This is a genomic window from Flagellimonas aequoris (assembly GCF_003584165.1).
In the GTDB taxonomy this organism is placed as follows: Bacteria; Bacteroidota; Bacteroidia; order Flavobacteriales; family Flavobacteriaceae; genus Flagellimonas; species Flagellimonas aequoris.
Genome location: NZ_QXFJ01000030.1, coordinates 406795 through 433761 on the forward strand (window position 1 = coordinate 406795; position 26967 = coordinate 433761).

Sequence of the window (26967 nt, forward strand, 5' to 3'; positions counted from 1 at the left end):
TTTGTACTAATGGGCAGCTGAAGCGGCCTTTAAATTGCCAGCGCCTTTCTTGATAAGTAAAACGAAGGGTATACAGAGAAGGAATAGCACACCGAGCCCAATAAAGATATCCATGTAAGAAAGTACCGTGGCCTGCTTGCCCACCGAAAGTTCAAGCATTTGGTAGGCCTTGTCCAGGGCTTCGTTGGCAGCAAATCCCTTGCTGATGAACATTTGTTGCAGGGCATGCACGCGTTGCTGCACCTGGGTGTCGATAGCACTGAGGTTGGGAATCAAATCTACACGGTGTTGCTGATGGAACCGTGCAATCATGGTGGTAATGATGGCAATTCCGAAAGATCCTCCCAATTGTCGTGTCATTCCTGTAAAAGCGGCACCGTCACCAATATCTTTTCCCATGAGTGTGGATAGCGATAAGGTAGTAATGGGCACGAACAACAAACCTAACCCGATACCACGGGCTACCAAGGGCCAAAAGAAATGTTCAACACCTGTGTCCGGCGTCATCACCAAATACATCCATAAACTGTACACAAAGAAGATGGCAAAACCAGCGGTCACCATATATTTCTGAGGTACCCCAGCCTGTATGGCCCTTCCGATTATGGGCATCATCAATCCTGTGGTGATGGAACTTGGAATCAGCAGTAACCCGGCATCCGTTGCGGTAAAGCCGAGTACCGATTGCGTGTAGATTGGGATGATAAAAGTGGACCCGTACAGACCAAATCCTAGAATGAAAGTCATGATGGTACCAATACGCAGGTTGCTGTCTTTCAATACACCGAGATTTACAATGGGGTGTTCGTAGGTCAGCTCCCTCCAGATAAACAGGATAAAGCCAAATACCGAGACCGCACTTAAAGTAGTGATGAGTGAATCGGCAAACCAGTCATCCTGTTGGCCATGTTCCAACACAAATTGCAAAGAACCAATAAAAACCGTCAGCAAAAAGATACCGATCCAATCCACTTGATTGGCTTTGAGCTTGTCGCCATATTTGGGACTTTTCACGAACATCACCGTCAAAAAGGCAGCTATGATCCCAATGGGAATGTTGATGTAAAAGATGTAGGGCCATGAGAAATTGTCCACAATGTATCCTCCCAATGGAGGCCCCAAAGTGGGTCCCACGATCACGCCCATACCGTAAATAGCCTGGGCCATTCCACGTTTGGCCATGGGATAACTTTCGGTAATGATGGTTTGTGCCGTTACCAACAAGGCACCACCACCTAAACCTTGTATAAACCTGAAGGCAACTAATTCCCAAATATTATCGGCATTTCCACATAAAAAGGAAGCCACGGTAAAGATGATAATGGAAGTGGCAAAATACCTTTGTCGGCCAAATTGCTTGGACAACCAACTGGTCATGGGGATAATGATCACGTTGGCAATGGCGTAGGCAGTGATTACCCAGGCCACATCCGTTAGTGTGGCCCCCAAGCTACCTTTCATGTCGTTGAGCGCCACGTTTACGATGGTGGTGTCCACAATTTCCAACAAGGCACATAAAATGGCCGTGATGGTAATGATGACCCTCCTAAAACCGTATTCTACTAAACTATCTTGGTCGCTCATGCGATTACTTTAAATGCACATCTACTTCAACGTTCATCCCTGCGCGTAGTTTGTGCAAGGCCTGTGCGTCGTTGTTATCTGTAAAATCAATTTTTACGGGAAGACGTTGAATGGTCTTCACAAAGTTTCCAGTGGCATTGTCCGGCGGCAATAGTGAAAAACGTGCACCAGTGGCAGGGGAGAAAGTGGTAACGATTCCTTCAAAGGACTCACTGGGGTAGGCATCTGCCTTAATGGTCACTTTTTGCCCCGGTTGCATTTTGGACAATTGGGTCTCCTTAAAATTGGCAACCACCCAAGTTTCATCCGTATTGACGATGTAGAACAACGATTGGCCGGGCTGGACAAATTGCCCCTCCTGAAGATCCACATTGGAGAGCTGGCCGTCAATGGCAGCCGTTACAATGGTATAGTCCACATTAAGTTGTGCAGCGTCCAATTTAGCCTGTGCGCTTTGTACGTTGGCTTCGGCAACCGAAACTTGTTTCTTTGAAATTTCCGTCTGCGAAGTGGCCGCATTCCGTTGGCTAGTGGTGGCTTGTTTCTGATTTTCCAACGCGCGCAAATTGTTTTCAGCTTCCTGTTTGGCGGCAAGGGCCTGTTCGTATTGCTGTGTGGTGATGGAATGGTTGGCGTACAGGTTCTCGTAACGTTTAAAGTCGTTTTCGGCTCTCCATAATTTGGTTTTGGCGCTTTCAAGGGTTTGGGTGGCCGAACCTACCTGGGCAGAAACCGCGGCTGCATTGGCTTGGTAAGAACCGATACTGGCCTGTGAAACGACCAATCCACTTTCGGCAGCGGCCAGTTGTGCTTTGGCCTGTTCCAATTCTACCAAATAGTCACGGTTGTCGATGATGAAAAGTGTATCTCCCTTTTTAACGATTTGATTATCCTTTACATTGACCATGCTCACGTAGCCGCCAACATGGGGAATCACGGGGCTCATATGGGCCTCCACTTGGGCATCGTCCGTATCCTCATGGGCCAAGGAATGGACAAATTTGTATACGCCGTACGTGCCACCCATCAAAATAAGGGCAGTGGTGATCACGACAAATCTTTTATTGGTTTTTTTCTTGGGTTCCATTTTATCTGACATGGGATTAGTTTTGTAATGTGTTCGTTAATTGTCCTTTTGCCGTTAACAACTCATAATAACTTTGGGTGATGTTGGCTTCGGCATATGCCAATTGGATGCGGGCCTGCAATTGCTGCACATCGGCGTCCAATAGGTCGTTGGTGTCGGCAAGACCATTATCATATTTATCCTTTACAATTCGGTAGTTTTCTTCGGCCTGCTCTTCGGATTTTAGGTACATGTTATGGGTTTTTAGCGCCAGTTCGTATTCCTGGTTGGCATTCTCCACCTGAACCTTGACTTTATCCGTAAAGGCATCTAGATTATAGCGAAGTTCCTCGGCTTTGTACTTTGCCAATTTGATATCGCTTTTGGCTTTAAACAGGTCCGAAAGATTATATGATACTCCCACGCCAACATTCATGGCATTGGTCACTGTGATGGCATTTTGAAGGTCCAGGGCTATGTATCCGCCGGATAGGGACAACGAGGGGTAGTATTTGCTTTGGGCCACTTTTACCTGGTCATCTGCGGCTTCTTTTTGATACTTTAACGCCTCTAGATCAAAACGGTCGGTCCCAATTGAAACAGTGGGGGAACTTACCAGCCCAAACTCGGTGGTTGCTGTTTCAATGTTCGTTTCTTCCGGCAATTTTAATAAAGTGGCCAGTTCGTAATTTAAGATACTGGCATTCTTTTTGGCTTCCTCCAAGGATACTTCCACATTGCTTTCCTGCAGTTGTGCCTTCAGGAGGTCGTTTCGAGCTAAAAGCCCATTTTGTTCCATAGCGGAAAAATCCTTGACTCGTTGTTGGGCACTTTTCAGGTTTTCCTCGATAAGGGTCACCGCTTGTCGCGATTTGTACAGGTTGATGTATTTCTGGATCACATTCAACGCAATGGTCTCATTATCGTTCTTGGCATTGAATGAGGCCGCTTGGTACAAATGCTCGGACGATTTAACGGTGTTCTTCAGCTTAAACCCAGAAAACAAGGGCATACTAGCACTCGCCTGTCCCAACAAAAGTTGGTTGACCTTGGGGGAAGAACCACTGTCTCCCTCGCCATCACTGGAACCTGTGGCCAATTTTAGGTTGACATCGGCATTGGTCAGGTACATATACTGCCCGGATAGTTTCAAGTCGGGATATTGCAGGTTTTTGGTAACGTTCAATTCGCTTTCGGCGACATTCAGCCTAGCTTCCGACGCCTTGGCCCCATCACTGTTTTGCAATGCCAGTTCCACGGCTTCTTGCAAGGTGAGTTGTTGGGTGTTTTGGGCTTGTGCATACACTATCGACATGAAGCACAATAGCACAAGGAGGGATACTTTATTTTTCATTTAGCAGCAATGATTTTATGGTTTGTTGAATGTGCTGGGTGAGGGAGGTGAGCATGTAGTTTTCAAAAGCCTCATCAGAATCCAACTCAAGGAGTTTTTTATAAAAGGGTTTGTTGTTGTAGACCTGAAAGTAGGTTCCAATGACCGTGGCCCCTAAAAGTTTGGTATGGACATCAGTCTTGAATACGCCTTTGTTCTGTCCATCTTTCACGAAAGCCTCGATTATGCCAAGGCTATCCCGTTTTTGTTCCACATAGGCATCAAAGTCGATTTGTCTACAAGTGTTCGTGTACTCGTAATTGATGATTTTATGCGTGCGACGGTTTCGGTGGATGCGGTTGACCATCAAGGAAACCAGTGCGTCCAGCTTTTCGACATGGGGCAGATTCTGGACCATTACGGTTTCCAGTTCCATTTTGAAGTCTGCTACGCGATACAACAAAAGGGCCTCGAGCAACTTTTCCTTGGAGCCAAAATAATAGGAGATCATGGCCACGTTTACGTCTGCCTCCTTGGCAATATGCCGAACCGAGGTGCCATCAAAACCTATTTCGGCAAAGAGCTTTTCGGCCACTTTTAGGATTTGAATCTGTTTCTCATTAAAGTCCATAAGTAATGGTCTAAGCTTAAAAACGGGACAAAACTAAACAATTGTTTAAATTAAACGTTTGTTTAAATTTAAAAACTTTAAAAGTTTAACACTACAGCGTTGTAGTATTAAGAGGGAATAGGGGAATTTGAACTGTAAATGTGGGGGAGGATGGGATGTGTATTAATTGAGATAATGAACAAGGCTGTAGGATTTTTGCCCAAGCAGCTTCAATGGATAGGGCAAAGGACAAACAGTTTACCATTACTTCAAGAACTTACATGCTCAAGCAGTCAGCGGTTTCGTAAATGAACAGTAGCAAATTGTATCCGCTTACTTGTGCCACCAAACATAAATCTGGCAAAAAGCAGAAACTTTCGTTTTGGCACATTCTCTGCGGGAATGGTTGCAATAGTTTTTACATCTGTCCGATCCTTTGGTAGATTTCCTTTTTGGAATTCTCAAATATTTCCCCACCAAACTCTTCATTGTCCAATGAGATTATGGAAACGTCCTTTATTCCCATGATCCCGAAAACGAATTTCAAGTAGGTCGTTTGGAAATTCATATGTTCGTTTTTTTCGTTTTCTCCATAACCCGTGTCACCACGACTTGACAGAATGAACATTTTTTTATTTTCAAGGATTCCAACATAATCTCCATCTGGCTTGCCCGAACGGAATTTCCAAGTTTCGTTTATTCTCATAAGTTGGTCAATGTATGATTTTAGTCCGCTCGGAATTGACCAATTGTACATTGGTGTCCCCAAAACATAAATATTATGTTCCTTGAACTCTTTGACCAATTCATTGCTAAACGCGACACCCGATTGGTTTTCTTTTGGTATAGGCAAAGGAGGCGATTTTGTGCTTCAAACGTATTAGGCCGTAATGATTTTGAAGTGGGCTACGACCCTTTGTTTGACCACTGCGCCTATTTCTATAAAAATGGTTATATGCTGTTCTTGTTCTTTAATATTTTGACAATTCGGCTATAAATGATCTCCGCTAAATTCCAGTCATACCCATCAAAATTAGTGGTATTATCGAATTGGATAACAACCATGTCCGTGTCCTTGTGGTATTTTGCAATGCTCTGGTAGCCGGGGAGTAGCCCTGTATGTTCATAAACATAAATTGAAGAATAAATGTCCCGTTCCCCTTCATTAAACACCGAACCATCGTTTAACGCCCGCAAGAATATACCCACATCTTCTGCGGTAGCCAACATTAAGCCTGTGTTTTCATACTTGAAATCGGTTTCAAGACCAACATAATAACCACTCATTACATCGTCCATGTTCACTTCATTAAGTGAACCGAAAGTGTGTTTCAGCCCAAGTGGGATCAATATTTTCTCCTTGATATATTGCTGGTGTGGATAGCCCAATGTTTTATCGATAAGGTCCTCTATCAACATATAATTGGTATTTGAATAACCATAATCTTCACCTGGTTCAAAGACGGCAGGCAGATCCAGGGCGTATTCAAGCGTTTCTTGTCTGTTTTTGGGAGGTTTTGTCCAATAATCAGGATGGTCTACAAAATTGGGAATGCCACTCTTGTGCTGTACCATCATTCTCAAGGTTATCTTGTCTGAATTTTCAATTCTTCCCGCAAGTTCCGGAAAGTATTCGGCAAGTGTTTTATCCAATGACAAACGTCCTTCTTTAACCAATTTTGTGGTAGCAACAGCGATATACAGCTTTGTGATACTTGCAATTTTGAACAGGGCTTGCGGGTAGGCAGGTATTTTCTTTTTTCGGTCATGCCAGCCTGCGGCATAAAACTCGGGTGGTTTTCCCGCTTCGTCCACATAAACGATCATCCCATCAAATCCATAATCAACTCCTTCATTGAGCTGCTCTTGGACCGTATCCGGCAACGGCATTATCCATGCTCTTACCAAAATCCATGGGACGAAATATAAGGAGCTTATGCTTGCCATAATAAATATGATCCTAAGTATTCGTTTTGTCTGTTTCATTTTCATAATGTCATTCTAATTATGTACGATACGCACTATCAAAATTGTGCATAACGTTCTAGTGTAAACGGCAATTTTAATGCTGTTTATACATTGTTGGCGGTAGTTTTATTTTACTTCTTCTATTGGAGTAATGGTATATCCTAGCTTCTCTAATTGGTTTATTAATCCGCATTCATACATTAAATGACTTAATCCAACAGCAATAAAGCAGTTATTTGATTCCAGTTTTTCCCTAATAACACTCATCCATCTATTGTTTCTGTCGGTCAACATAAGAGAGTTTCTGCAGGGCTCATTGTTTTTCAAGTCTATTTCCATATTGGAATACCAATCAATTTCTTCGCAGTAATTTGAATTTCCGGTACTAATTTTATCAATAATATTGGCAAGTCTCCTTTTATGGTTTCTTGGTGGCATTTCCTCAACATCCTTATTAATTAGCACTATTTGCTCTTCGATTGTTTCAAGCCCATAGAGTTCTATATGTTGTTCAGTTGCCCTGGAGCCTATATAGTCATCCAATGAAAGAGAGGTATCGCTGACGCCTTTGTTTAAGCATACCTGTTGTTTGAAATGTCTGTTTAGAAAAACATACATCTCGGTTGGCGACATCTTGTTGTAATCAGTAGGACTTGTAGCGAAAAGGTTTTTAATGAAACCCAGGTCATTTTTGCTTAAATATTTGCTCCAATTGGTTTTTGTTGTCCTTTGATTAATAATATCCTGAGCAGTTCTTCCTGGAATGTCCAGGTTTTCTTTTATCAATAGATCGCAGGACTCCAAAGCTTCGTTAGCGTTAGCCAGGGAGTCAAAAAATGATTTCCCAAAAGCGTGATGGGTTCCGAAAAGGAATGATGTCTTATTGGAGTTCTGGCCAGTTATTTTGAATAGGACTGTTTTAACTCTTTGATTATCACTCCCATTTTGACCTATTAGATAAGTTGAGGCCAATACTATAAATAGTACTACAATGATTTTTCTGGTTGTCATTTTTTTAATTACAGCCAACGGTCTCGGCTATGATTCCTCTTAGAAATCAGCCGTTGATTAATACTTTTATTTTGGTGTGGCACAAATCCACAATGAATTATGGGCAGTGTTGTAAATCGTTTTATTTTTCGACAACGAACTTCCTGACCATTTTCAAATCCATATCCGCTACTTTAGATTCCATAATGTAAAAGTCCTGTCCGGTTTCAATTATTTCGGAAATTAGAGTGAATTCCCCAATTGGAAAATTATTGGGGTTTTCAAGTATATCTTTTAAAGTGAGTTCAAGAGTACAATTATCGACCCATTTAACGTTTAATTCCACTTTCACTCCAAGGTCAGGCACATACTCAATTTGGGTTAAATCATTTCTTGAAATGTAATTTATTCCTGTTTTGGGGTCTTCCATGGTGAAAGACCCAGTTTTGAATTTATCACAATCCAAGTTCTGACCTGCTACCGAAATGTAGCCCGCGAGAAATACAGATAAGAAAATATATTTCATTTTAATGGTTTACAGCGACCCGAATAACCGTCAGTCATGGGTTAAATTAGCGATTAATTGCGGTTATACATTGTTGTACTTTCGTTATTTGTCATTTTACGCTTGGTTTAGTGGCTTCAATTATTTTATCGATGATTATGTCAGTTTCTTGACAGCGTTCCATAACTTGTTGATAGTACCAAAGATTATTATCTAAATAATTTTCGAACGTGATTTCTTGAAACAAAGGGTAGTAATCTGGTTTTACCTTAGAAATTCCAGCCCAAGGATAAGTACTTGCCATATCCATTTGTTTAAAGGATATTTTAGGCAACAGATAGGGTATCAGCTCGTTATTTGACCAATTATCCAATTTTGTCAATCTTGTTTTTCTAATTTCAGATAGCGTGTTCCATTTATATAGTAAGTCCGTTATTTTTTGATCTTTTAAAAGGTTTAACTTACCACTCTGTATAATATTTTCAATTGTATTATCGGCAAAAGCTATTTCGCTATATCCGAAAGAAACATAAAATATACTGTCTAAATTATGTTTGTACAGTTCTTCCTTTGAAGCTCCGATTAATTGCATTAAAGTTTCTTGTGCATTCATTTGATTATTGACTTCAACTAAAAAATCTTTCAAGATCTTTTTATTTTCTTTGAAGTCTTTGTGAAGTTTAGCAATTACCTCCTTTTCTTCCTTTTGTTCAATCCGGTTTTGATTCCAGTTGTTGACTTGAAGTGCCAATAGAATACCAATCATAACTAGGATGATTTCACCAAAAGCATATTTCAGGTACTTTCCGGTTTTGCCCTCTGAAAGCAGATCTAGTCTAATTTTTCTAAAGAATTTTATCATTGGTCAATGGTCGGTTATAATAAAGCACAAGGGTCTCGGTTATTGCTTTTGTACTTGCTATGGACTGTTTTTTATTTACCATCCGAAAGCAACAATTTGATCACTTTCATTGAATTGCAGGTCAAAACATGGGGTTAAATCAACAACTTTTCCATCTTTCGATTCCAAAACAATATCGTAGCTCATATCTCCATATTCTAAAATATGGTTCAGTCGATATCCCAAAAACTCTTTCTGCATGTCCTTCATCCACATTTTGAATCTTCGTTCTCTTTCTTTACTGGCGACATGTTTGTTGACGAAATCATCAATGTTCTCATCTTCGGTCAAAATTAGTTTTACAAACTGATGTATGATTTCAAGTTGTTTATTTGCAATATCGGTACTTGCATGTTTTATACTATTCATTTTGGGTACAATGGGTGTGTAGTCTTCACTAAAAAGGATTTGTTCTATTTCCCATGCTACAATTTGAGTGTCGTATCTTAATTCGTTGGTCATATATATGATTACCGTATTTTCTGCAGGTAGCTGCATGAAATCTGCATAAAAAACACCATTTGAGCCGTTGTGCGCAATCATTTTCGTATTTCTATCACTATTCATTATGGTCCATCCATATGCATAGTGTGAATCTCCTGATTCATTTTCTTTTACGTGTGGAAAAGTGAGTTGCTCAAATGATTTTTTGGAAATAATTTTATTTTCTTTTAAAGCAAGGTACCATTTATAAAGATCAGAAGGATTGGAAAGTATTCCCCCGTTTCCTTTTAAATGCCACGAGATTTGATTTGAATCTGCTTGCCATTTCATAAGGTGAGTTCCCCAATCTTCCCCACATTTATAACCGTGGGCCATTTGAGTGGTATCCCATTTGGGGGAAAGGTAACCTGTATGTTTCATCCCTGCTTTTTGAAAAAGATTTTCCTGCAAATAGGTTTCATAATCTGTTTGCGCAACTTTTTCAATTATCATAGCTAAAATACTGTAACCCACATTGGAATAACTAAATTGTTTTCCTGGTTTAAAATCTAATGGTGAATTATAGACTTCGCTTAAAAACTTCTCTTTTGAGATGGGAACGAAATCCACTCCGTAACCCAGATTTCCCACTATTCCTGATGTGTGGGTCAGTAGTTGATGAATCGTAATATTTTGTTTGTTTTTCGGCACATTTTCAAAAAATTTGGAAATAGAATCGTTTACCGATAATTTATCTTCTTCCTGTAATTTTAGAATAGCGGTTGCTGTAAACTGTTTTGTCAATGAACCTATTGTGAAAATGGTTTCTTCAGTTACAGGGAGTTTCTCAGTTTTGTTTCTTAGTCCAACGCCACCAGAGTAGAGTATCTCCCCATCTTTGGCGACTAAAACACTTGCTGAAAGTCCGTTTTTATTACACTCGACAATGTATGATTCAAGTCTGTTTTTCAAAGAGTTCTCTGTGCCGATTGAGTTGGTTTTGTTTTTGCAGGAAACACAAAGAGTTAGAATGATTACTACGATTGAAATGTATCTTTTCATGGGCAGTTTATACTGTGTTGTTTAAATGGTCTCGCATAACCGTCAGTTACGGTTTATTAGCGTTTATTTTCGGTTTAGCACAGACGTTAGCAATTCCGGGTGGATTCGGACGTAGTCGAATCCGCCGTAATTGCGGTTATACATTGTTGGCAAATCGTTTTTTAATCAATTCGTTTCTATTCCGATGTTTTTAAACAATTCTTTTGTTTCTTTAATATCAGATTCATTTTTCATTTCCATTAAGTCTCTCAATTTCCCGTTTTTCAATTTCAAGCTAAACCTTTTTCGACCAAAAACTTGCTTTTCGGTTAGTGAGCTTATGTCAGATAAATTCAGTTTTTCAGATGCAGTTTTTTTTAGTAATTGATAAATCAATATCACGATTGAAAATATTCCAAGAATTATCCATATAAATCCCATCCATTCCAATTGTTTTTTATCCAAAACAAATACAGGAAAAAGGACAGAGTTAATTAAGGTAAAAATCAATGATATATTCATTAATAAATACTGCGTTTTTAGTCCGTCTTTAATTTCAATTGATTTCTCGTTTTCGTTAAATTTAATTTTCATCGTTCAGTTTTGTCAAATGTTTGCCAACGTTCTGGCTATGATTTCGTTGTGGCTGGCGGCCGGTGAGCGACGGCGCGGGCCGGTGCTATTTTCCAGCGAGCCAGAGCCGCATTACGAAAGCATTCATTTCGATTATTTGTTTTCTTAAAAGTAGGGAATTTAGTTCAAGGCAGGAGGGGACAATGAATTATAGCCATTGTTGTAGCAAGTTTTTTCTTTTACTTTTTCCGTTATAAATTCAGCATATCTATTCAATTCAGATTCCTCAAGGTCAATAATTCCGAGAATATCTTTAGCAAATTTATTGGTTTCTGTTTTTGTCCCATTCAGCAATTGCCTGAAAAGAACTCAAGTCCATATGCTCAAGTCGATGCGTAATGGCTTTTCCGACGTGATTTTCAAGTTTAAATTCAAATTTTGGCATTCCGTTGTTTTTAATTTTTGGCATTTTTTCAGCAAGTGGATAGAGGTCGGCTTGAATTTTTTCTATAAGTGGTTGACGACTATTTTTTAATGTGTTAAAAATGCATTTTCATGCCTTGGTGTGTGGCCTTGAACCCAAGGGATTCATAAAAACTAATGGCATCGGGACGTTTTTTGTCAGTGGTCAACTGCAATAAATGGGCGTTACGTTCCTTTGCTCTCTGTATGGCCCATATAAATATGGTTTTTCCAATGCCAAGCCCTCGATGATCCTTACGTACACGAACTCCTTCAATTTGTGCTCGAATACCTCCTTGGTATGTTAAATATGGAATAAATGTCATTTGAAAAACAGCAATGATTTGTCCAGCTTCGTTTTCAACCAAAGTCAGTTCTTGGTTTTTGTCAGAATCAATTTGCTCAAAGGCGTCATAATAGGATTTGGGCAACGGAATGGTATAGTTTTCCCGTTTACTGCCCAAGGGGTCGTCCGCTATCATTTCAACAATGGCAGGCACGTCCTTGGCTCTTGCTTTTTTGAACTTCATAACTACAACAGGTGTTAGTCTTTGTTAATGTACTTCTTTATGCTTTCTTTTACGCACCTAAAATCAATCCAATAAATATTACCGTCATTTTCATCTCCTCTATGGAAAAACAAATACTTACCATCGGGCGACACACTTGCGGCCATTTCCGTTTGATCTGTATTTATTTTCGCCCCCAGATTATGAGGCTCTGTCCATACACCATTTTTATTAAAGCTGATATATAAATCACTTTCTCCATATCCTAAATTGCTCTTGAAATCATAAATCATGTAGCTTTCGTCCGGAGCAATGTATGAATGGGCTATCCATTTCCCAGAAGTATTAATTTCCTTTCCCATTCTTTTAATGCTTTTATATTGACCATCTTCCTTGACCGAGTTATAAATGACCCAATCTTCCGGTTTGTCTCCTTTATTTCCTGTAGTGAAGTATAAATTACCATTTTCTGAGGATGTCAGGTACATTGTTATGGGCCTATCCACAAATGGCTTCTCCAATGGTATTGGTGTACTCCAACCATTTGCTTCTTTTTTACTATACCATTGGTGTAATCCTGTTGACCCAATAGTGTCGTTCAGTGGTCTTATACTCCCAAAATATAGCCTATCTCCTTTGGGGCTGACATGAGGTTCGAAGTCCCATCCCTCAGTTGCCGTAAAGAATGCAGATTCTGGGTTTGACCATTTACCATCAATCAAATGCATCGTATAAATTTTATTATCCTCTCCCAATTTTCTTCGCGTAAAAAATATTTCATCCATTTCTGGACTGAATGTTATTGCGAACTCATAGCCATCAGTCGAAATAACCCCTTTCCCAAAAACCAATGGGGTATCCGAAGGAAGGTTGGCATCTAACAGCGCTAAATTGGATTGCGTTTCTTTGGTACAAGAAAAATAAAGAAAGATCAATAATAGTAATGGAATGTTAACCCTTTTCATTTTTTTAATTACTATTTAATTTTTAAGAACACAACATTTTTCGCCCTACTGCTGGATACCTCAAACCCTATGACGTCATTAAACGAGTTTCTTACGAAAACCACTTTTAGAAAAGATCCTTTATTGCCGATGAAATAGTCATTTTTAATAGCTTTTAATTTGAAATCACCCAGTCTTGTGTGTTTTGCTACCAACTTATTTTCTTTAATATAAAACGAGTAATAGGCATTTAATTCGGAACTGTAATATCTCCCAGTGAATTCTTCAAGTGTAGTTGCATTGTAATTTGCTGGGCTATATTTTTCAGAGTAAATCCGATAACCATCATCTAGTGTGATAATCATCTGGTTGTTTACAAAAGAGATACCAACATAGTTATCAATATTCATTTCAAAGGAATGTTCGCCAACGGGAACCAAAGCAGTATTGCCATTCTTTGTGATGAATCGTAACGTATCATTTTCTACTTTTATTTCTCTCGAATATCGATCACCTTCATCCCAATAATGGCCCTCATAAAGCATTAATTCAGCAGGTATTTTTGATATTGGTTTTTGATGTGTCAATTTCTTCACGGATGGGTTTTTGGTCGTTTCATCGGTAGTATATTGTTCTAAATAAATATCCATGATATCATAAACCATTTTAGCACCATTGATTTCGCCATTCGTATTTGTGAAAATCACACTGAAGTTCAATTCTGGAAAAGTTGCCAAATAGGCTTGGTAACTAGCATCTTGGCCACTGTGTTCTATACGTTTGAACCCCTTATAGGTATTGATGAACAAACCATTTGCATAACCATAGGTTTCTCCATTATTCAAATGCTGTAAGGTTTGCATTTTATTAAAGATAACTTCACTACCTACTTTTTTTGTGTCATAATTAATGGCCCATTTACTCAAATCTGTAATTGTCGTGTTAAGATTGGTAGCTCCAACACTGAAGTTATTAAATAAATCTTCAACATAAATTGAATCGACTTTATGATAGGAAAGACTCTTGTTTTTAATAACCTGTCCTTTTTGATCTACAAATTTAGAATCATACATCTGTAGAGGTTCAAAAATGCGCTTATGCGTAAATTCTGCAAAGGACATCTTCGATATTCTAGCTACGATCTCTGCCAATAGTGCATAGTTGGCATTGCTATACATATGTTTTTCGTTGGGTTTGAAATTTAAGGTCTCTTGATTAAAAATAATCTCCAAGACCTGTTCATTGGTAATGACATCATCTAGCGTCCAGCCGGAGAGGCGTAATAGGTTATACTTATCTTTCAGTCCACTTGTGTGATTTAGCAAATGGCTAATGGTTATTTTATGCTCAAATTTGTACATCTCAGGAAGATAGATTCTAATATCATTCTCCAAAGACAGTTTGCCTTCATCTTCTAGTAAAAGAATTGCAAATGCGGTAAACTGTTTTGAAACTGAAGCCACATGAAAAGAAGTCGCTTTATGAATAGGTATCCCATAGTCAAGATTGGCCAATCCAAAGTACTTTTCATATATCAATTGATTGTTCTTTATAAGACCAATAGCAACGCCAGGTTCCTTCTCACTATAATTACTTAAAAGGCTATCGATTTTATTTGCTATGTGATGGATGTTGATTTGTCCATCACTGTTTTGAGCAGATGTAGTTCCAACGTATAAAACAAGTAGTATAACTGCTATAAATTTAAAAGTTGTTCTCACTTTCTTTTTTATTAAAAAACAAACCATTGCAACCCAATGGTTCATAGTTATTTTAAATATTTTTCTATTATGTAGATACTTTGTTGTTATCACTTGAGCCATAAAAATGGACTATCACCAATAAAATAAAGCCCAGTCCAAATCCGACAATGCCTATATTTAGATTTAAAATTGTTTTTTCGCTTCCATCCAAATACTTCATGGAACCACCATACAAGTCCTGTAATAAATAAGCTATTAAAAATCCACCAATAACAAGCAGACTTAACAGCGTACTTAACTTGAATTCTTTTTTGACCCAGACCAACCATAGACACAGAATGCCAATAGCAGTATTGGTGCTCAGTTGCCATACTTCATGAATTCTGACATGAGGTGTCCAATTGGGATTAAACATATGGGTATTGCTGATTTCTAAAAGAGGAACTGCCCCGGCGTATAAGAGAATGACCAGGGATATCATTATTTTTTTAAGCATCATTTTAATTGCTTTTTTAGGTCTACTTCCAAATTCCGCTTGCTGCAGTTTCTAAAGCAAAACTTTCAAAATCTCTAGCAGGTCTACCTAATACTTTGGCAACATCATCAGAGATTTCTTGGTTGTCTGAATTTCCTAACACTTCTTGGAATAAATAACCAAATAACCATACATGCGAGTCTGGTAGTCCGGCCTTTCTCATTCCGTCCTTAAATTCGTCAATGGAAATAGGCACAAATTGAATCTGTTTATTGGAAGCCTCTGCCATAAGATCAACGACTTCTTTGAAGGTTCTTTTTTGAGGACCAGTAACGGTTATGGTTTGTCCATTATAAGTATCATCTACTATAACTTTAGAAACTACATCTGCGATATCGTCAACATCTACAAATGGAATTTTAGCCTCGGGCATAGGTAGCGCTACAGTGCCATTGAGTATAAACTCTAAAAAGGCACCTTCACTGAAATTTTGATTAAACCAAGAAGCTCTTACCAATGTGTAGTTTAGGCCTGAATTTGCTACGATGCCTTCACAAGCTTCGGCTTCAGTTTCACCTTTTCCGGAGAGCAATACCACTTTTTCTAATCCTGCCGCCAAAGCTTTTTCTGTGAGTGTTGTTATGGCATCTCTTGAGCCTGGAACAGCCAAATCAGGATAATAGACGATATATGCCCTATCCATGTCTTTTAAAGCAATATCGTAGGTACTAGGATTTTCCCAATCAAAAGCGGGGTTTGTTTTTCTGCCAACAATCCGCACGTTGTATCCAGATTGTGTTAAACTTTCTGCTACGCGGCGTCCGGTTTTTCCAGTTCCTCCGATGACCAAAATGTTTTCTGTTTTCATGTTTGTTCGTTTAAAGATTGATATTAACTATGTTCCAAAAAGTGAAGCCTTTTGAGTTTAATTTTTATAAATTTCTGTTGTGTTCCTTTTACCAAAAACGGAGGTGTACCAATACAAGGTTGCTGTTGTGACAATTTCTATTCCAATGAGCCAAAAACCTATTGTAGTGAAGAAACTGTGATACGTTCCTCCGTTGGGTACAATCAAAATGGGTACTGTAATTAATGCATCCAAAATTGTTGCGATTGAAAAGAAGGCTAATCCTATCCAATAACCTTTGGTGGTGCTATTTTTTCGGTAATATAGTTTTGACCCAAACCAAACTGGGGGTAGTATACCTATGGATAGGATAATATTGGCTTGTAACTCTGGATCTTTTAAAATTTGGATATAAGAGGATAACGTATACAGGCTCACCCCGATAATCCAGATAATTGTGCCAATACCAACGACTCTTAATTGTTTCATGATTGTTCGTTTTTTGATTTATGATTTTTGTTGTTCAAGACTTGAAATGCATTCTCTTTGGGATTTTTTATGGCGCTTCTGAATGCATGTACTTTAATTGGTTCGTTATTTGCGTCAATTGTTCATCCGCATCTGTTGAACCAACTAAAAGCCCAAGAAAATTATGTTTACAAGCGTTACTCCTGTTGTCATCATTATACCGATTTAATAGTATGACGATACAAAGGTGCTTAAGGACCAAATGAGATTTTTGACACTTGAAGTCAACATTTTGACATTTTACGCCAAAAAGAAATTTTAAATGCTTTTTCGGAATTCTGAAGGGGTAAGGTCAGTCCATTTTTTAAATGCACGATTAAAAGCGCTTTGCTCGGAAAATCCTGTTAAAAAAGCTATTTCACCTATACTCTCAGTGTTTTTACGTAGCATTTCTTTCGCGATGCTTTCTTGAGTTTTTTTGACCAGATCACGATAGGTAACACCAGCTTCAGAGAGTCTTCGTGTTAGTGTTCTATTGCTCATGGCCATAAGATCACTAATATGATGAATACTTGGAATCCCTGTTGGAAGAGCATCCGTTATGAGTACCTCAACATTATGAACGAACTTGTTCTCTGGAATTTTTATACCTTTTGTTTTCTCCTCAACTTGTTGAAGTAGATAATTGTTGATACTGGCATCGGCCTTGGCTGTACGTAAATTAAGATCTTCTGTTTTATAGCTTATCGAGTACCGTGATTGTTCAAAAAAGATAGGACACTTAAAAGCATTTTTATGGCTAGTAAGATCTTTCGGCTTTTTATGTTTGAAACTTACCTGAATGGGAGAAATCTCTTTTTCGGACATGGCTTGCAATACGACCACTGTTGCAGATAAACTGGCCTCGGTTGATAATTCCATACCTCTTCTATAAGTTTCCCTGTTGAGGATAATATGAGATACAGCTCCTTCTTTTTGGATTTGCCATAAAAATGTATTGGATAATAGTTTGAAGTAGCGTTTGCTACGTTCAAAAATCTCACCTATTCTAGAACAAGTGCGCCAAGAAAGTCCTAAAACACCATAATCTTCGATTATCATTTTTTGGCCTACTCTTACCGCAAAACCACGTCCAAGTTTATCAGCTAGTAATTCATGTAAGGATAAAAACTCTTCTGCAGAAACGACTTGCAAATCATCTAGAGCGTTAATTGGTGTTGATAAATCCATAAAATCTTTTTCGGACATACCTTCCGCTATGGCACAATTAAGCATTTTTATATATAGATTTACGGAGAAGTATTTCATGGATCAATAATGCTAAGATATTTGAGTGTAATTTTTACAAATCACTGTGATTGTTGTGAGGCGTTTTTTATTCATCCAATACGTCAAATCTGTCTCCATGTGTTGTCGGTTCCGAAATTACGATGAATTCCAAATTCTCTGATTGGTCATTCCGAATTCGATGTTTTGTTTTAGGCAGAATATGGATTCCGTTTCCAGTTTCCACTTCTATTATTTCATTTTCCATTTCGAAAGTTGCTTTTCCGCTTAAAATTCTGAAAAATTGTTGGGAGTTACTATGATAGTGCTTTTCTCTTGAGTTTATCGCGGCATCATTTCCTCAATTACGCTTAAACTTTTAGATTTCACCAAATGCCATCCACTACAATTCTCCCCCAATGATAATACTCACCATTTTCTTTGGATTTTTTCATTTGCTTGAAGTTTTTAAAATGACATACAACTTGTATTTAAAAACCTAAAATACACTTCGATACACCCAAAATAGGAATAAAACGGGGTTAACTCAAATCTGAAAGGGATGACCAAGTCAACAGGGGAGTAAGCCAAATTAAAAAAGCCCCTAAAAAAGGGGCTTTTCAATTGCTTTTGCGGAGGAAGAGGGATTCGAACCCCCGGAGGTGTGACCCTCAACAGTTTTCAAGACTGCCGCATTCGACCACTCTGCCATTCCTCCTAAGCGGGTGCAAATATATAAAGCTTTTTGTTATCCCAAAAGCAGTTTTTATAAAAAGAAAATCCGGTAAGCCTTAAGGCCTTACCGGATTGTATCTTTGATTAGGCTTATTCTAGTCGAAACCAAATTCCAAACCGATGGAAATTATATCCCAAGAACCTCCATTTTCTGAGATTCCACGGTAAGCCAATACCAGATCAACTTTATCACTTAACGAATAGGCTGCTCTTGGAGAGTAGTAGAACCCCCCATCATTACCATCGTTCACACCCAAGGCATAGCCGAGGTCCAGCCCAAGGGAAAATTCATCGGAAACATGGAAACGTCCAGCTCCACCGATTGGAATAAATTGAATATCATCAATTTCAATGGTACCAATACCCGTATCTATGTTATCTCCAAAAGAATGGGAATAACCAACCGTTGGTCCCGCTTGGAACTGGTCGGAAAGGTCAAATAGATACCCAAGATCCACTGCAATGGAAAAAGTCGCTAAATCCCCGGCATCCCCAATGGGAAGACCGGCATGGATTCCAGCTTTGAAATCTCCTTGCGCCTGGGCAAAGGATAATCCAAAAAATACGGCTAATGTGAATAATGTGATTTTTTTCATGTGATTGATTTTTGATTCAACCAAAAATAGTAAAATTATGATTATGATAATTTAATAACTATTTTTTTGATGAATATTCAATTAATATCTTTCAAAATCACATAAAATTGATAATTTAAAAACTTGTCAAAGTTTCCAAATTTCAAAGTGCGAGTTCAAGACATTGGTCATACTTTTGTTTTATGCTAGAATGGTACCATTATTTGCTCCTGGTTGCAGTAGGTTTTGCGGTGGGATTTATCAACACAGTGGCTGGTGGTGGCTCGTTGCTTTCACTACCTACGCTCATTTTTTTGGGACTTCCAGCTGCAGTGGCCAATGGAACCAATAGGGTGGCCATTGTCATCCAAACGGCCATGGCCACGGCCGGCTTTAAGAGCAAGGGCATTTCCACCTTTCCCTTTAATGTGTATTTGGGGATTTCTGCCTTTTTGGGGTCTATTCTTGGGGCTTGGATAGCGGTGGATATCAATGGGGAAACCTTTAATCGGATATTGGCGATGGTCATGTTGGCTGTGGTGCTCATCATCATTTTTAAGCCCAAGATGAGATTGGAGGATATGCAGGAACGCCTCACCGGGAAATATTTATGGATCAGCCTGATTGTTTTTTTTGGTTTTGGTATCTATGGAGGTTTTATCAATGCTGGCCTTGGATTTTTGATGATGCTGTTCACACATTACGTCAACCGGATGAACCTGGTAAGGTCCAATGCCACCAAGGTCACCGTAGTATTTATTTATATGTTGGCGGCATTGGCCGTATTTGCATTTCACGATAAGGTCAATTGGAAAATCGGTTTAATTTTGGCCATAGGCAATGGATCGGGTGCATGGGTGGCCAGTCGCTTCTCGGTAAAACGAGGAGATGGGTTCATCAAGACTTTTCTCGTTGTTGCCGTAGTGATTATGGCCATAAAGCTGTGGTTTTTTTAAGTTGAATTAAAATAGGAAAATAAAAGAATGCCAGGATTTGAACTTTTTGGGGATAAGGAACGGAAAGAAGTACAGGATGTATTGGATTCAGGGGTGTTGATGCGCTACGGATTCGATGGTATGCGCAACGGACATTGGAAGGCCAAGGAATTGGAGGCCGCCCTTGCCAAGCGTATGCAGGCCCAACATGTGCATTTGGTGAGCAGTGGTACCGCAGCTTTAACAGTGGCCTTGGCCAGCGCGGGAATTGGAGCAGGGGATGAGGTCATCATGCCCACTTTTACCTTTGTGGCCAGTTTCGAGTCTATTTTGGCGTTGGGAGCTGTCCCTGTGCTTGTGGATATTGATGATACCCTGACCCTTGATCCCGTTGCTGTGGAAAAAGCCATCGGTCCACGAACCAAAGTGATTATGCCCGTACATATGTGCGGTTCCATGGCCAATTTGAAAGCATTGAAGGAGATTTGTGATAGACACGACCTACTACTTTTGGAAGACGCTTGTCAGGCCATCGGGGGAAGCTATCAAGGGAAACCTTTGGGAAGCTATGGCGACCTCGGCTGTTTTTCTTTCGATTATGTGAAGACCATTACCTGTGGCGAGGGAGGTGCGATTATCACCAATAATGAAACGTATTACGAAAATGCCCATAAATATTCCGATCACGGCCATGACCATATAGGTAATGACAGGGGAGCGGAACAACATCCTTTCTTGGGGTACAATTTTAGGATATCTGAAATGAATGCAGCGGTGGGCTTGGCACAACTTTACCGTTTGGAGGAGTTTCTTTCCATCCAAAAAGGGAACTATACCATTTTGCGGGAAGCTTTGGCCCAAATTCCAGAAGTGGTTTTCAGGTCTGTTCCAGAAGGAGGGGAGGAGAACTATTCGTTCCTCAGTTTCTTTCTTCCAACGGAAGAATTGGCAAAAAAGGCACACAAAGCCCTCGGGGAAAATGGGGTGGATGGTTGCTTTTATTGGTACACCAACAATTGGCACTATTATAAAAAATGGGATCACTTGACCCAACTCAAATCTTTGGGCAGTTTACCAGAAGAGGTGAAAAAGGCACTTCCTTATTATAGCAATAGTGATTTTTCCGCCTCTGATCATTGGATGGGAAGGACCATCTCCTGTCTGATTAAATTAAGCTGGTCTGAAAAAGAAATGGAGGAGAGAGCTTTGAAAATGGTTTCTGTAGTTCAAGACACACTTTTCAATTGACAATAAGCGATTAACAATTTTCAATTTGGGTTGGTTTTGTCATGCTGAACAAAGTGAAGCATCCCAATGAATCCCTATTTTTAATCAAACGGAATTGCCTGTCATGCTGAGCGGAGCATCTCATCAATAATTCACATATTCCACAATTTCCAGACCATATCCCACCATACCCACACGGCGGGTGTGCGCAGAGTTGCTCAACAGACGAATCTTGGAAATGTTCAGGTCATGCAGTATCTGTGCCCCGATACCAAAATCCTTGCTGTCCATCTCAATTTTTGGTGCATTGGTTACACCCTCGGCCTGTAGTTTTTTAAATTCGGACAACCTATTCAACAGGTTCATGGATTGATTCCCTTGGTTGATAAAGATCATCGCACTTTTTTCCTCATTATTTAAAGCGTGGAACATGCGTTGCAAGGCTTCATCGGGATTGTTGGTCAACGTACCCAATATGTCGTTGTTGACCAAGGTTGAATTGATACGGGTCAAAACGGGCTCCCCACTTTTCCAGTTACCCTTTAAAAGGGCAATGTGAACCTGATCATTGGTGGTTTGTTGGTAGGCCCTTAATCTGAACTCGCCAAATCTGGTTTGGATGGTAAAGGTTTCCTTTAACTCAATAAGGCTATCGTGCTCCATGCGATAGGCAATCAAATCCTCGATGGAGATGATTTTTAGGTCAAATTTTTTGGCTACCTCCATCAATTGGGGCAAACGGGCCATGGTACCGTCTTCGTTCAAAATTTCCACCAAAATCCCAGCAGGCTCCAAACCGGCCAATCTGGCCAGGTCAATGGCGGCTTCGGTATGGCCTGTTCTTCGCAAAACACCGCCGTTCTTGGCGCGTAAGGGAAAAATATGTCCTGGTTTTCCCAGTTCATGGGGCTTGGTTTCCTTGTTCACCAAGGCTTGAATGGTCTTGGCCCGGTCATGTACCGAAATCCCGGTAGTACAACCATATCCCAATAAATCTACGGACACGGTAAACTGGGTCTGGTGCAGAACCGTATTGTTCTGGACCATCATGTTCAAACCGAGCTCTTCGCACCTGTCTTCTGTCAATGGGGCACATATAAGTCCACGGCCATGCATGGCCATAAAATTGATCATTTCTGGGGTGACCTTTTCTGCAGCGGCAATAAAGTCCCCTTCATTTTCCCGGTTTTCATCATCCACCACAATAATGACCTTGCCCTCACGAATATCGGCAATGGCTTCCTCTATGGCATTCAGTTGTATTTTTTTGTCTTTGATGGGCATCATTCCTCAGAATCTTTTTTCTTCCTTTTAAATATTGATGTTAAACGGTCTAAAATACTTCCAAACCCGAACAGTCCTTTATCGGCAGTGGCCCTTTTGGTCAACGATATGCCCAAGGGCATCATGATCAACGTGGAAAGCCAAGCGCCAAGGGCAGGGTGTATGTTCCCTTCCTTGGCATAATTGCCCGCAAAAACACCAATAAAATAATAGGTCAAAAATAAGACAATGGCTATTACCATAGGCAATCCAAGTCCGCCTTTTCGGATAATGGCCCCCAAAGGCGCTCCAACAAAGAACAGGATGATACAGGATAGTGCCAAGGCATATTTTTGGTGAAGGGACAATATATGGCTATTGTAGAATTTATATCTGGTCTGGAGTTCATCCTTTTTGGCAATTACGGTGCTTAGGATACCCGACACGTCATTTTTTGCTTTTTTGATTACCTGCAACTGTTCAAAAGTTTGCATGCTATTCAATAAATCATCGATGGTTCTGATGGAATCCTTTTTCACTTTTTTGTCCTTGCCCGAAATGATGAGTTCTGGTTCTGACTTTTCTTCAACACTGTCCTTTTTGACAATCACTGGGAAGGCTCCCATACGGTTCACAATGTTCTTGGAAAACGCTTCTACTTTTTCCAGGTTGTTCTCGCGCAGTGAGTCGATATCCTTGATCAACCGGCTCACATTCTTCATTTTGTTGGTGGTAATGTTCTGATCTTCTTCCAGATCTTGATCGTTTAGTTCGGAAATATCGATGTTGATGGTATACGTTTCGAAATCCGACTTGGCAAAGGGTTGTTTCCGACGTTCCTTGGCATCTTTCGGAGTCAGTTCTTCATAGTAATTCCCATCTTTGAGCACCAATTGGATAATGTCGGACTCTTCGCTGCTGATCAACTCCCCAGATTTGGCCTTGATTACTGTGGTATTGATATTTTGATTGTTTTTTTTGTGGATGATGACATTCTCCAAAAAACGATCCTGTTCCCCATGTTTTCGGTCCACTTTAATGTTCATACCTTGCCCAGTACCCTCAAAATCACTGAAAACCCCTTCGGTAATTGCGGCAGCAGGTTTTACCTTGGCAATGTTTCGCCTAAGGTTGAACATTTTCTGCTCCGATTTGGGAATCACATTGTTCGCGAAGAAAAAAGTGACCACGCCCAAAAAGAGCACAAATACGATAAGGCTACGCATGCCTCTCTGCAGTGAAATCCCCGAAGCCTTCATAGCGGCAAACTCGTAGTTTTCGGCAAAAGTTCCGAAAGTGAGGATGGAAGAAAGCAAAACCGTCAACGGTAATACCTTATCAATCAAGGTAGGTATAAAATAAAAAATGAACTTGGCGATGATTACAATACCCAGACCTTTCCCGGCCAAATCATCGATGAACAGCCATATTCCCTGAAAAATGAATATGACGATCAAGATGAAAAAGGAACTTAAGAAATTATAAAGGAATCTCCTTAATATATACTGGTCTAGTATTTTCAATGCCTAGTTTCTTGTAATATAATACCCTTTATCCTCGTATTTTTTCTCGTTAAAGGTAAACAGAGTGCTTGAAAGTGGTTGATTGGTTTTGAAAGAATTAACGGTAATGGTGGTCTTGGTGCCATTGTTGCCCGTTTGGATCAATTTGTAGATGTGTTTGGTTTCTGTATCGATACCGAGCAAAACGGATTTGATCTCTGAATTGGAATCGATGGGGGTGAGCTTCACATATTGGATTTTTCTGCCCCCCACATTTTGGAGGATGTCCCATTTGTAGTTGTGGCCTGTTTTGTAAAAAGTCAACATTTTTGAAGGGCTCACGTTGTCCTCTTCCTCGTTCACATCCTCGATGGTCACTTCCTCATTTTCAGGCACAATGGTGTACACTTTTTTACCATCATACAATTGTTCAGCGCCAAGGTAATTCAACACATATTTTTCCCCGCTCAAGGTTACATTGCCGTTGGTTTCCTGTTTTAGGTTGGCCTCGGTGTTTTCCAATGAGGACTGGAATTCAATATAAATATTGTCGTAGGACTTCACTTTGTTGTATACATCATCCAAAAGTGCCTTAGCCTTATCGGCATTCTGTCCGTATGAAAAAAGTCCGACGGTGGATAATGCGATAAAAAGAATATATTTTTTGATCATGGTCTTATTTTGTTTCATTTTCCAAATGTTGTTCCAAAGAATAAATGTCCGGGATCAATACCTGTCTTGCCTTGCTCCCTTCAAAGGGGCCCACAATTCCAGCGGCTTCCAACTGGTCGATGATCCTACCGGCCCTATTATAGCCTAATTTCAATTTGCGTTGGATCAGGGAGGCGGAACCTTGCTGTGCCGTTACAATGACTTCTGCGGCCTCGCGGAACATGGCATCCCTTTCCGAAATATCATAATCAATACTTGTGCCAGAATCTTCCCCAACATATTCGGGCAACATGTGGGCTTCGGGATACGCACGTTGCGACCCGATATAATCTGTAATCTTGGCCACTTCGGGGGTATCTACAAAGGCACACTGCAAACGTGTCATATCATTGCCCTGGGTGTACAACATATCTCCGCGCCCGATGAGCTGATCGGCTCCCTGGGCATCCAAAATGGTACGGGAATCAATTTTAGAGGTCACCCTAAAGGCAATTCGGGCAGGGAAGTTGGCCTTGATGATACCTGTGATCACATTGACCGAAGGTCGTTGTGTGGCAATGATCAAGTGGATGCCGATGGCCCTGGCCAACTGTGCCAATCTGGCAATGGGTGTTTCCACCTCCTTACCAGCTGTCATGATAAGGTCTGCAAACTCGTCAATGACCAAAACAATGTAAGGCAGGAATTTGTGTCCGTCGTTGGGATTCAATTTCCTGGCTTTGAACTTGGCATTATATTCTTTGATATTTCGTACCATGGCCACTTTCAGAAGCTCATAGCGATTGTCCATTTCAATACAGAGCGAGTTCAGGGTGTTGATTACCTTGGTAGTGTCGGTGATGATGGCCTCATCCGAATCCGGAAGTTTGGCCAAGAAATGGCGTTCAATCTTATTGTATAGCGTCAGTTCCACTTTCTTGGGGTCCACAAAGATGAACTTCACCTCTGCAGGGTGCTTTTTATAGAGCAAAGAAGTGATGACGGCGTTAAGACCAACGGATTTACCCTGACCAGTGGCCCCAGCCATGAGCAAGTGCGGCATTTTGGCCAGATCTACCACAAAGGTCTCGTTGCTGATGGTCTTGCCAAAGGCAACTGGAAGTTCCATTTCAGCTTTTTGAAATTTGTTGGAGGCAATCACGGACCGCATGGAAACGACGGTAGCGTTTTTATTTGGCACCTCGATACCCACCGTTCCTTTTCCGGGAATAGGGGCAATGATACGGATGCCCAATGCCGCCAACGAAAGGGCAATATCATCCTCCAGGTTTTTGATCTTGGAAATTCGGATACCTGCTTCAGGAACAATTTCGTAAAGGGTCACCGTCGGGCCAATGGTCGCCTTGATCTGGGCGATGCCAATTTTATAGTTTTTGAGGGTGCTGACGATACGGTTCTTGTTTTCCTCCAGTTCTTCTTGGTTGATGGTAATGCCTCCTGAGGCACCATGTGCATCCAACAAATCGATAGGAGGGAACTTGTAATTACCTAGCTCCAATTTGGGGTCGAACTCACCAAAATCCTTTACCAGTTTGGCGGCCTTTACCTCACTTTCCTCTTCTTCCTTCGTTTCTTCAACGGTCAAATCGATGTCTGATTCCTCTTCCTCTTCGGGCAGGTTTACATCCAAGCCAGCCTCACTTTTAAGCGGGGGAATGTCTTTTTTGTGGGTATAGGTATCGATTTTTTCCTGGGCTTTGTCATTCAAATTGAGCTCAATGCCGCTCTCTTCATCTTCTTCATTATCAACGTGATTGGCTATAGGCTCTTCAAAATCTGATTTAATCTTTTGTTTTTGGGAACGGAAGAAGTTGGCAAAGCCCTCTGGGGTGAAATTGAACAGGCGTACCAAAATGACCATCAACACAAAAATCAAGATGAGGAACACCCCGATCTTGCCAGTATAATCCTGAAGAAAATCATTGACCTCGTATCCGATCAATCCTCCTAAAAGGGGAAGGTCCGCAGCAAAAAAGCCCAAGGCAACCGAAATCCAAATAATCCCTGTAAGTCCCCAGACCCATTTTCCAACAAGTCCTTTGCCATCGAGTCCCAAGAAGAGATACAATCCTGTGATGGCCAAAAGGAAAGGGAAGGCAAACGATGCCAATCCAAACCCTTGATACATGAAAAAATGGCTGACACTGGCCCCGAATTTGTTCAAAAGGTTGCTGGCCTGTGCATTGCGGTTGGCAAATTCAGACAGCATGCTCTGGTCTTCCTGCCATGTAAAATAAAAGGACATGAAAGAGAAAAAAAGTGCGATGCTGAGAACGATCAAAAGACTACCAAAGATGATCTTGTTCTGCTTTGAGGGCTTAAAAGACACCTTCTTTTTGGCAGTAGTAGATTTTGATTTTGATTTTGTTCTTTTTTTTGCCATTAATCCT

The 26967-nt window shown here is 40.3% G+C and carries 26 protein-coding genes and 1 tRNA gene; 2 read left to right on the forward strand and 25 right to left on the reverse strand.

What is annotated here, in order from left to right:
• Positions 1–6 precede the first annotated feature (6 nt).
• From D2U88_RS15295 to D2U88_RS15395, 21 genes are all read right to left on the reverse strand, one after another.
• Positions 7–1584: a DHA2 family efflux MFS transporter permease subunit gene (locus tag D2U88_RS15295; protein ID WP_119641408.1), complete on the reverse strand. Its 1578-nt coding sequence runs from the start codon at positions 1582–1584 to the stop codon at positions 7–9.
• A gap of 4 nt (positions 1585–1588) precedes the next feature.
• Positions 1589–2683 carry an HlyD family secretion protein gene (locus tag D2U88_RS15300; RefSeq protein WP_417935311.1) on the reverse strand — a complete coding sequence of 365 codons (1095 nt, stop codon included), beginning with the start codon at positions 2681–2683 and terminating at the stop codon, positions 1589–1591.
• Positions 2684–2687: 4 nt separating this feature from the next.
• Positions 2688–4004, reverse strand: coding sequence for a TolC family protein (locus D2U88_RS15305; protein WP_119641409.1), 1317 nt, complete (start codon positions 4002–4004; stop codon positions 2688–2690).
• Positions 3994–4614: a TetR/AcrR family transcriptional regulator gene (locus D2U88_RS15310; protein ID WP_119641410.1), complete on the reverse strand. Its 621-nt coding sequence runs from the start codon at positions 4612–4614 to the stop codon at positions 3994–3996. The genes D2U88_RS15305 and D2U88_RS15310 overlap by 11 nt, the downstream gene beginning before the upstream one ends.
• A 397-nt stretch (positions 4615–5011) precedes the next feature.
• Positions 5012–5446, reverse strand: a complete 435-nt coding sequence (locus D2U88_RS15315; protein WP_220473507.1) for an FMN-dependent NADH-azoreductase — start codon at positions 5444–5446, stop codon at positions 5012–5014.
• Between the two features lie 98 nt (positions 5447–5544).
• Entirely contained in the window at positions 5545–6585 is a 1041-nt protein-coding gene (locus D2U88_RS15320) for a serine hydrolase domain-containing protein (protein WP_119641411.1), read from the reverse strand.
• A gap of 102 nt (positions 6586–6687) precedes the next feature.
• The gene (locus tag D2U88_RS15325) at positions 6688–7572 is read right to left on the reverse strand and encodes a TraB/GumN family protein (protein WP_182859193.1); all 885 of its coding nucleotides are present in this window, start codon (positions 7570–7572) and stop codon (positions 6688–6690) included.
• Between the two features lie 121 nt (positions 7573–7693).
• Positions 7694–8077 (reverse strand): hypothetical protein, encoded by a 384-nt coding sequence (locus D2U88_RS15330; protein WP_119641412.1) that lies wholly within the window; start codon positions 8075–8077, stop codon positions 7694–7696.
• Positions 8078–8168: 91 nt separating this feature from the next.
• Positions 8169–8918 carry a hypothetical protein gene (locus D2U88_RS15335; RefSeq protein ID WP_119641413.1) on the reverse strand — a complete coding sequence of 250 codons (750 nt, stop codon included), beginning with the start codon at positions 8916–8918 and terminating at the stop codon, positions 8169–8171.
• 75 nt (positions 8919–8993) lie between these two features.
• On the reverse strand, positions 8994–10442 hold the full coding sequence (locus D2U88_RS15340; RefSeq protein WP_119641414.1) for a serine hydrolase domain-containing protein: 1449 nt from the start codon (positions 10440–10442) through the stop codon (positions 8994–8996).
• A 165-nt stretch (positions 10443–10607) separates the two neighbouring features.
• Positions 10608–11015 (reverse strand): hypothetical protein, encoded by a 408-nt coding sequence (locus tag D2U88_RS15345; RefSeq protein WP_119641415.1) that lies wholly within the window; start codon positions 11013–11015, stop codon positions 10608–10610.
• A 518-nt stretch (positions 11016–11533) separates the two neighbouring features.
• Entirely contained in the window at positions 11534–11986 is a 453-nt protein-coding gene (locus D2U88_RS15350; protein WP_119641416.1) for a GNAT family N-acetyltransferase, read from the reverse strand.
• A gap of 14 nt (positions 11987–12000) precedes the next feature.
• Positions 12001–12930 carry a TolB family protein gene (locus D2U88_RS15355; protein WP_119641417.1) on the reverse strand — a complete coding sequence of 310 codons (930 nt, stop codon included), beginning with the start codon at positions 12928–12930 and terminating at the stop codon, positions 12001–12003.
• Positions 12931–12941: 11 nt separating this feature from the next.
• Positions 12942–14675, reverse strand: a complete 1734-nt coding sequence (locus tag D2U88_RS15360; protein WP_182859194.1) for a serine hydrolase domain-containing protein — start codon at positions 14673–14675, stop codon at positions 12942–12944.
• Positions 14676–14697: 22 nt separating this feature from the next.
• Entirely contained in the window at positions 14698–15111 is a 414-nt protein-coding gene (locus D2U88_RS15365; protein ID WP_220473508.1) for a hypothetical protein, read from the reverse strand.
• Positions 15112–15130: 19 nt separating this feature from the next.
• On the reverse strand, positions 15131–15955 hold the full coding sequence (locus tag D2U88_RS15370; RefSeq protein ID WP_119641419.1) for an NmrA family NAD(P)-binding protein: 825 nt from the start codon (positions 15953–15955) through the stop codon (positions 15131–15133).
• Positions 15956–16012: 57 nt separating this feature from the next.
• Positions 16013–16423 (reverse strand): DUF5367 family protein, encoded by a 411-nt coding sequence (locus tag D2U88_RS15375; RefSeq protein ID WP_119641420.1) that lies wholly within the window; start codon positions 16421–16423, stop codon positions 16013–16015.
• Between the two features lie 297 nt (positions 16424–16720).
• A complete protein-coding gene (locus tag D2U88_RS15380) occupies positions 16721–17650 on the reverse strand; it encodes an AraC family transcriptional regulator (RefSeq protein WP_182859195.1) in 930 nt (309 codons plus the stop codon).
• A gap of 127 nt (positions 17651–17777) precedes the next feature.
• On the reverse strand, positions 17778–18014 hold the full coding sequence (locus D2U88_RS19885; RefSeq protein ID WP_220473515.1) for a cupin domain-containing protein: 237 nt from the start codon (positions 18012–18014) through the stop codon (positions 17778–17780).
• 287 nt (positions 18015–18301) lie between these two features.
• Positions 18302–18386, reverse strand: a tRNA-Ser gene (locus D2U88_RS15390).
• A 112-nt stretch (positions 18387–18498) separates the two neighbouring features.
• Complete coding sequence (locus D2U88_RS15395; protein WP_182859196.1) at positions 18499–18999, reverse strand: outer membrane beta-barrel protein; 501 nt, start codon at positions 18997–18999, stop codon at positions 18499–18501.
• 182 nt (positions 19000–19181) lie between these two features.
• Here D2U88_RS15395 and D2U88_RS15400 point away from each other — a divergent pair, with 182 nt between their 5' ends.
• A complete protein-coding gene (locus D2U88_RS15400; protein WP_119641422.1) occupies positions 19182–19934 on the forward strand; it encodes a sulfite exporter TauE/SafE family protein in 753 nt (250 codons plus the stop codon).
• A 27-nt stretch (positions 19935–19961) separates the two neighbouring features.
• Positions 19962–21161 (forward strand): DegT/DnrJ/EryC1/StrS family aminotransferase, encoded by a 1200-nt coding sequence (locus D2U88_RS15405; RefSeq protein ID WP_119641423.1) that lies wholly within the window; start codon positions 19962–19964, stop codon positions 21159–21161.
• Positions 21162–21284: 123 nt separating this feature from the next.
• On the opposite strand, the gene ribB is transcribed toward D2U88_RS15405, so the two are convergent.
• The 4 genes from ribB to D2U88_RS15425 all read right to left on the reverse strand — a co-directional run bounded on the left by ribB (position 21285) and on the right by D2U88_RS15425 (position 26960).
• Positions 21285–22424 (reverse strand): 3,4-dihydroxy-2-butanone-4-phosphate synthase, encoded by a 1140-nt coding sequence (gene ribB, locus D2U88_RS15410; RefSeq protein ID WP_119641847.1) that lies wholly within the window; start codon positions 22422–22424, stop codon positions 21285–21287.
• The gene (locus tag D2U88_RS15415; RefSeq protein ID WP_235855819.1) at positions 22424–23857 is read right to left on the reverse strand and encodes an LptF/LptG family permease; all 1434 of its coding nucleotides are present in this window, start codon (positions 23855–23857) and stop codon (positions 22424–22426) included. Before D2U88_RS15415 ends, ribB begins: the two co-directional genes overlap by 1 nt.
• A gap of 72 nt (positions 23858–23929) precedes the next feature.
• Positions 23930–24577, reverse strand: coding sequence for an outer membrane lipoprotein periplasmic chaperone LolA1 (lolA1, locus tag D2U88_RS15420; RefSeq protein WP_119641848.1), 648 nt, complete (start codon positions 24575–24577; stop codon positions 23930–23932).
• Between the two features lie 4 nt (positions 24578–24581).
• A complete protein-coding gene (locus D2U88_RS15425; protein WP_119641425.1) occupies positions 24582–26960 on the reverse strand; it encodes a DNA translocase FtsK in 2379 nt (792 codons plus the stop codon).
• Positions 26961–26967: the final 7 nt, after the last annotated feature.

Bases quoted from the DNA above. Each gene is read 5' to 3' on its own strand.
- D2U88_RS15295 (WP_119641408.1), bottom strand. From the start codon at position 1,584: ATGAGCGACCAAGATAGTTTAGTAGAATACGGTTTTAGGAGGGTCATC.
- D2U88_RS15300 (WP_417935311.1), bottom strand. From the start codon at position 2,683: ATGTCAGATAAAATGGAACCCAAGAAAAAAACCAATAAAAGATTTGTC.
- D2U88_RS15305 (WP_119641409.1), bottom strand. From the start codon at position 4,004: ATGAAAAATAAAGTATCCCTCCTTGTGCTATTGTGCTTCATGTCGATA.
- D2U88_RS15310 (WP_119641410.1), bottom strand. From the start codon at position 4,614: ATGGACTTTAATGAGAAACAGATTCAAATCCTAAAAGTGGCCGAAAAG.
- D2U88_RS15320 (WP_119641411.1), bottom strand. From the start codon at position 6,585: ATGAAAATGAAACAGACAAAACGAATACTTAGGATCATATTTATTATG.
- D2U88_RS15325 (WP_182859193.1), bottom strand. From the start codon at position 7,572: ATGACAACCAGAAAAATCATTGTAGTACTATTTATAGTATTGGCCTCA.
- D2U88_RS15330 (WP_119641412.1), bottom strand. From the start codon at position 8,077: ATGAAATATATTTTCTTATCTGTATTTCTCGCGGGCTACATTTCGGTA.
- D2U88_RS15335 (WP_119641413.1), bottom strand. From the start codon at position 8,918: ATGATAAAATTCTTTAGAAAAATTAGACTAGATCTGCTTTCAGAGGGC.
- D2U88_RS15340 (WP_119641414.1), bottom strand. From the start codon at position 10,442: ATGAAAAGATACATTTCAATCGTAGTAATCATTCTAACTCTTTGTGTT.
- D2U88_RS15345 (WP_119641415.1), bottom strand. From the start codon at position 11,015: ATGAAAATTAAATTTAACGAAAACGAGAAATCAATTGAAATTAAAGAC.
- D2U88_RS15350 (WP_119641416.1), bottom strand. From the start codon at position 11,986: ATGAAGTTCAAAAAAGCAAGAGCCAAGGACGTGCCTGCCATTGTTGAA.
- D2U88_RS15355 (WP_119641417.1), bottom strand. From the start codon at position 12,930: ATGAAAAGGGTTAACATTCCATTACTATTATTGATCTTTCTTTATTTT.
- D2U88_RS15360 (WP_182859194.1), bottom strand. From the start codon at position 14,675: ATGAACCATTGGGTTGCAATGGTTTGTTTTTTAATAAAAAAGAAAGTG.
- D2U88_RS15365 (WP_220473508.1), bottom strand. From the start codon at position 15,111: ATGATGCTTAAAAAAATAATGATATCCCTGGTCATTCTCTTATACGCC.
- D2U88_RS15370 (WP_119641419.1), bottom strand. From the start codon at position 15,955: ATGAAAACAGAAAACATTTTGGTCATCGGAGGAACTGGAAAAACCGGA.
- D2U88_RS15375 (WP_119641420.1), bottom strand. From the start codon at position 16,423: ATGAAACAATTAAGAGTCGTTGGTATTGGCACAATTATCTGGATTATC.
- D2U88_RS15380 (WP_182859195.1), bottom strand. From the start codon at position 17,650: ATGTCCGAAAAAGATTTTATGGATTTATCAACACCAATTAACGCTCTA.
- D2U88_RS15395 (WP_182859196.1), bottom strand. From the start codon at position 18,999: ATGAAAAAAATCACATTATTCACATTAGCCGTATTTTTTGGATTATCC.
- D2U88_RS15400 (WP_119641422.1), top strand. From the start codon at position 19,182: ATGCTAGAATGGTACCATTATTTGCTCCTGGTTGCAGTAGGTTTTGCG.
- D2U88_RS15405 (WP_119641423.1), top strand. From the start codon at position 19,962: ATGCCAGGATTTGAACTTTTTGGGGATAAGGAACGGAAAGAAGTACAG.
- ribB (WP_119641847.1), bottom strand. From the start codon at position 22,424: ATGCCCATCAAAGACAAAAAAATACAACTGAATGCCATAGAGGAAGCC.
- lolA1 (WP_119641848.1), bottom strand. From the start codon at position 24,577: ATGATCAAAAAATATATTCTTTTTATCGCATTATCCACCGTCGGACTT.
- D2U88_RS15425 (WP_119641425.1), bottom strand. From the start codon at position 26,960: ATGGCAAAAAAAAGAACAAAATCAAAATCAAAATCTACTACTGCCAAA.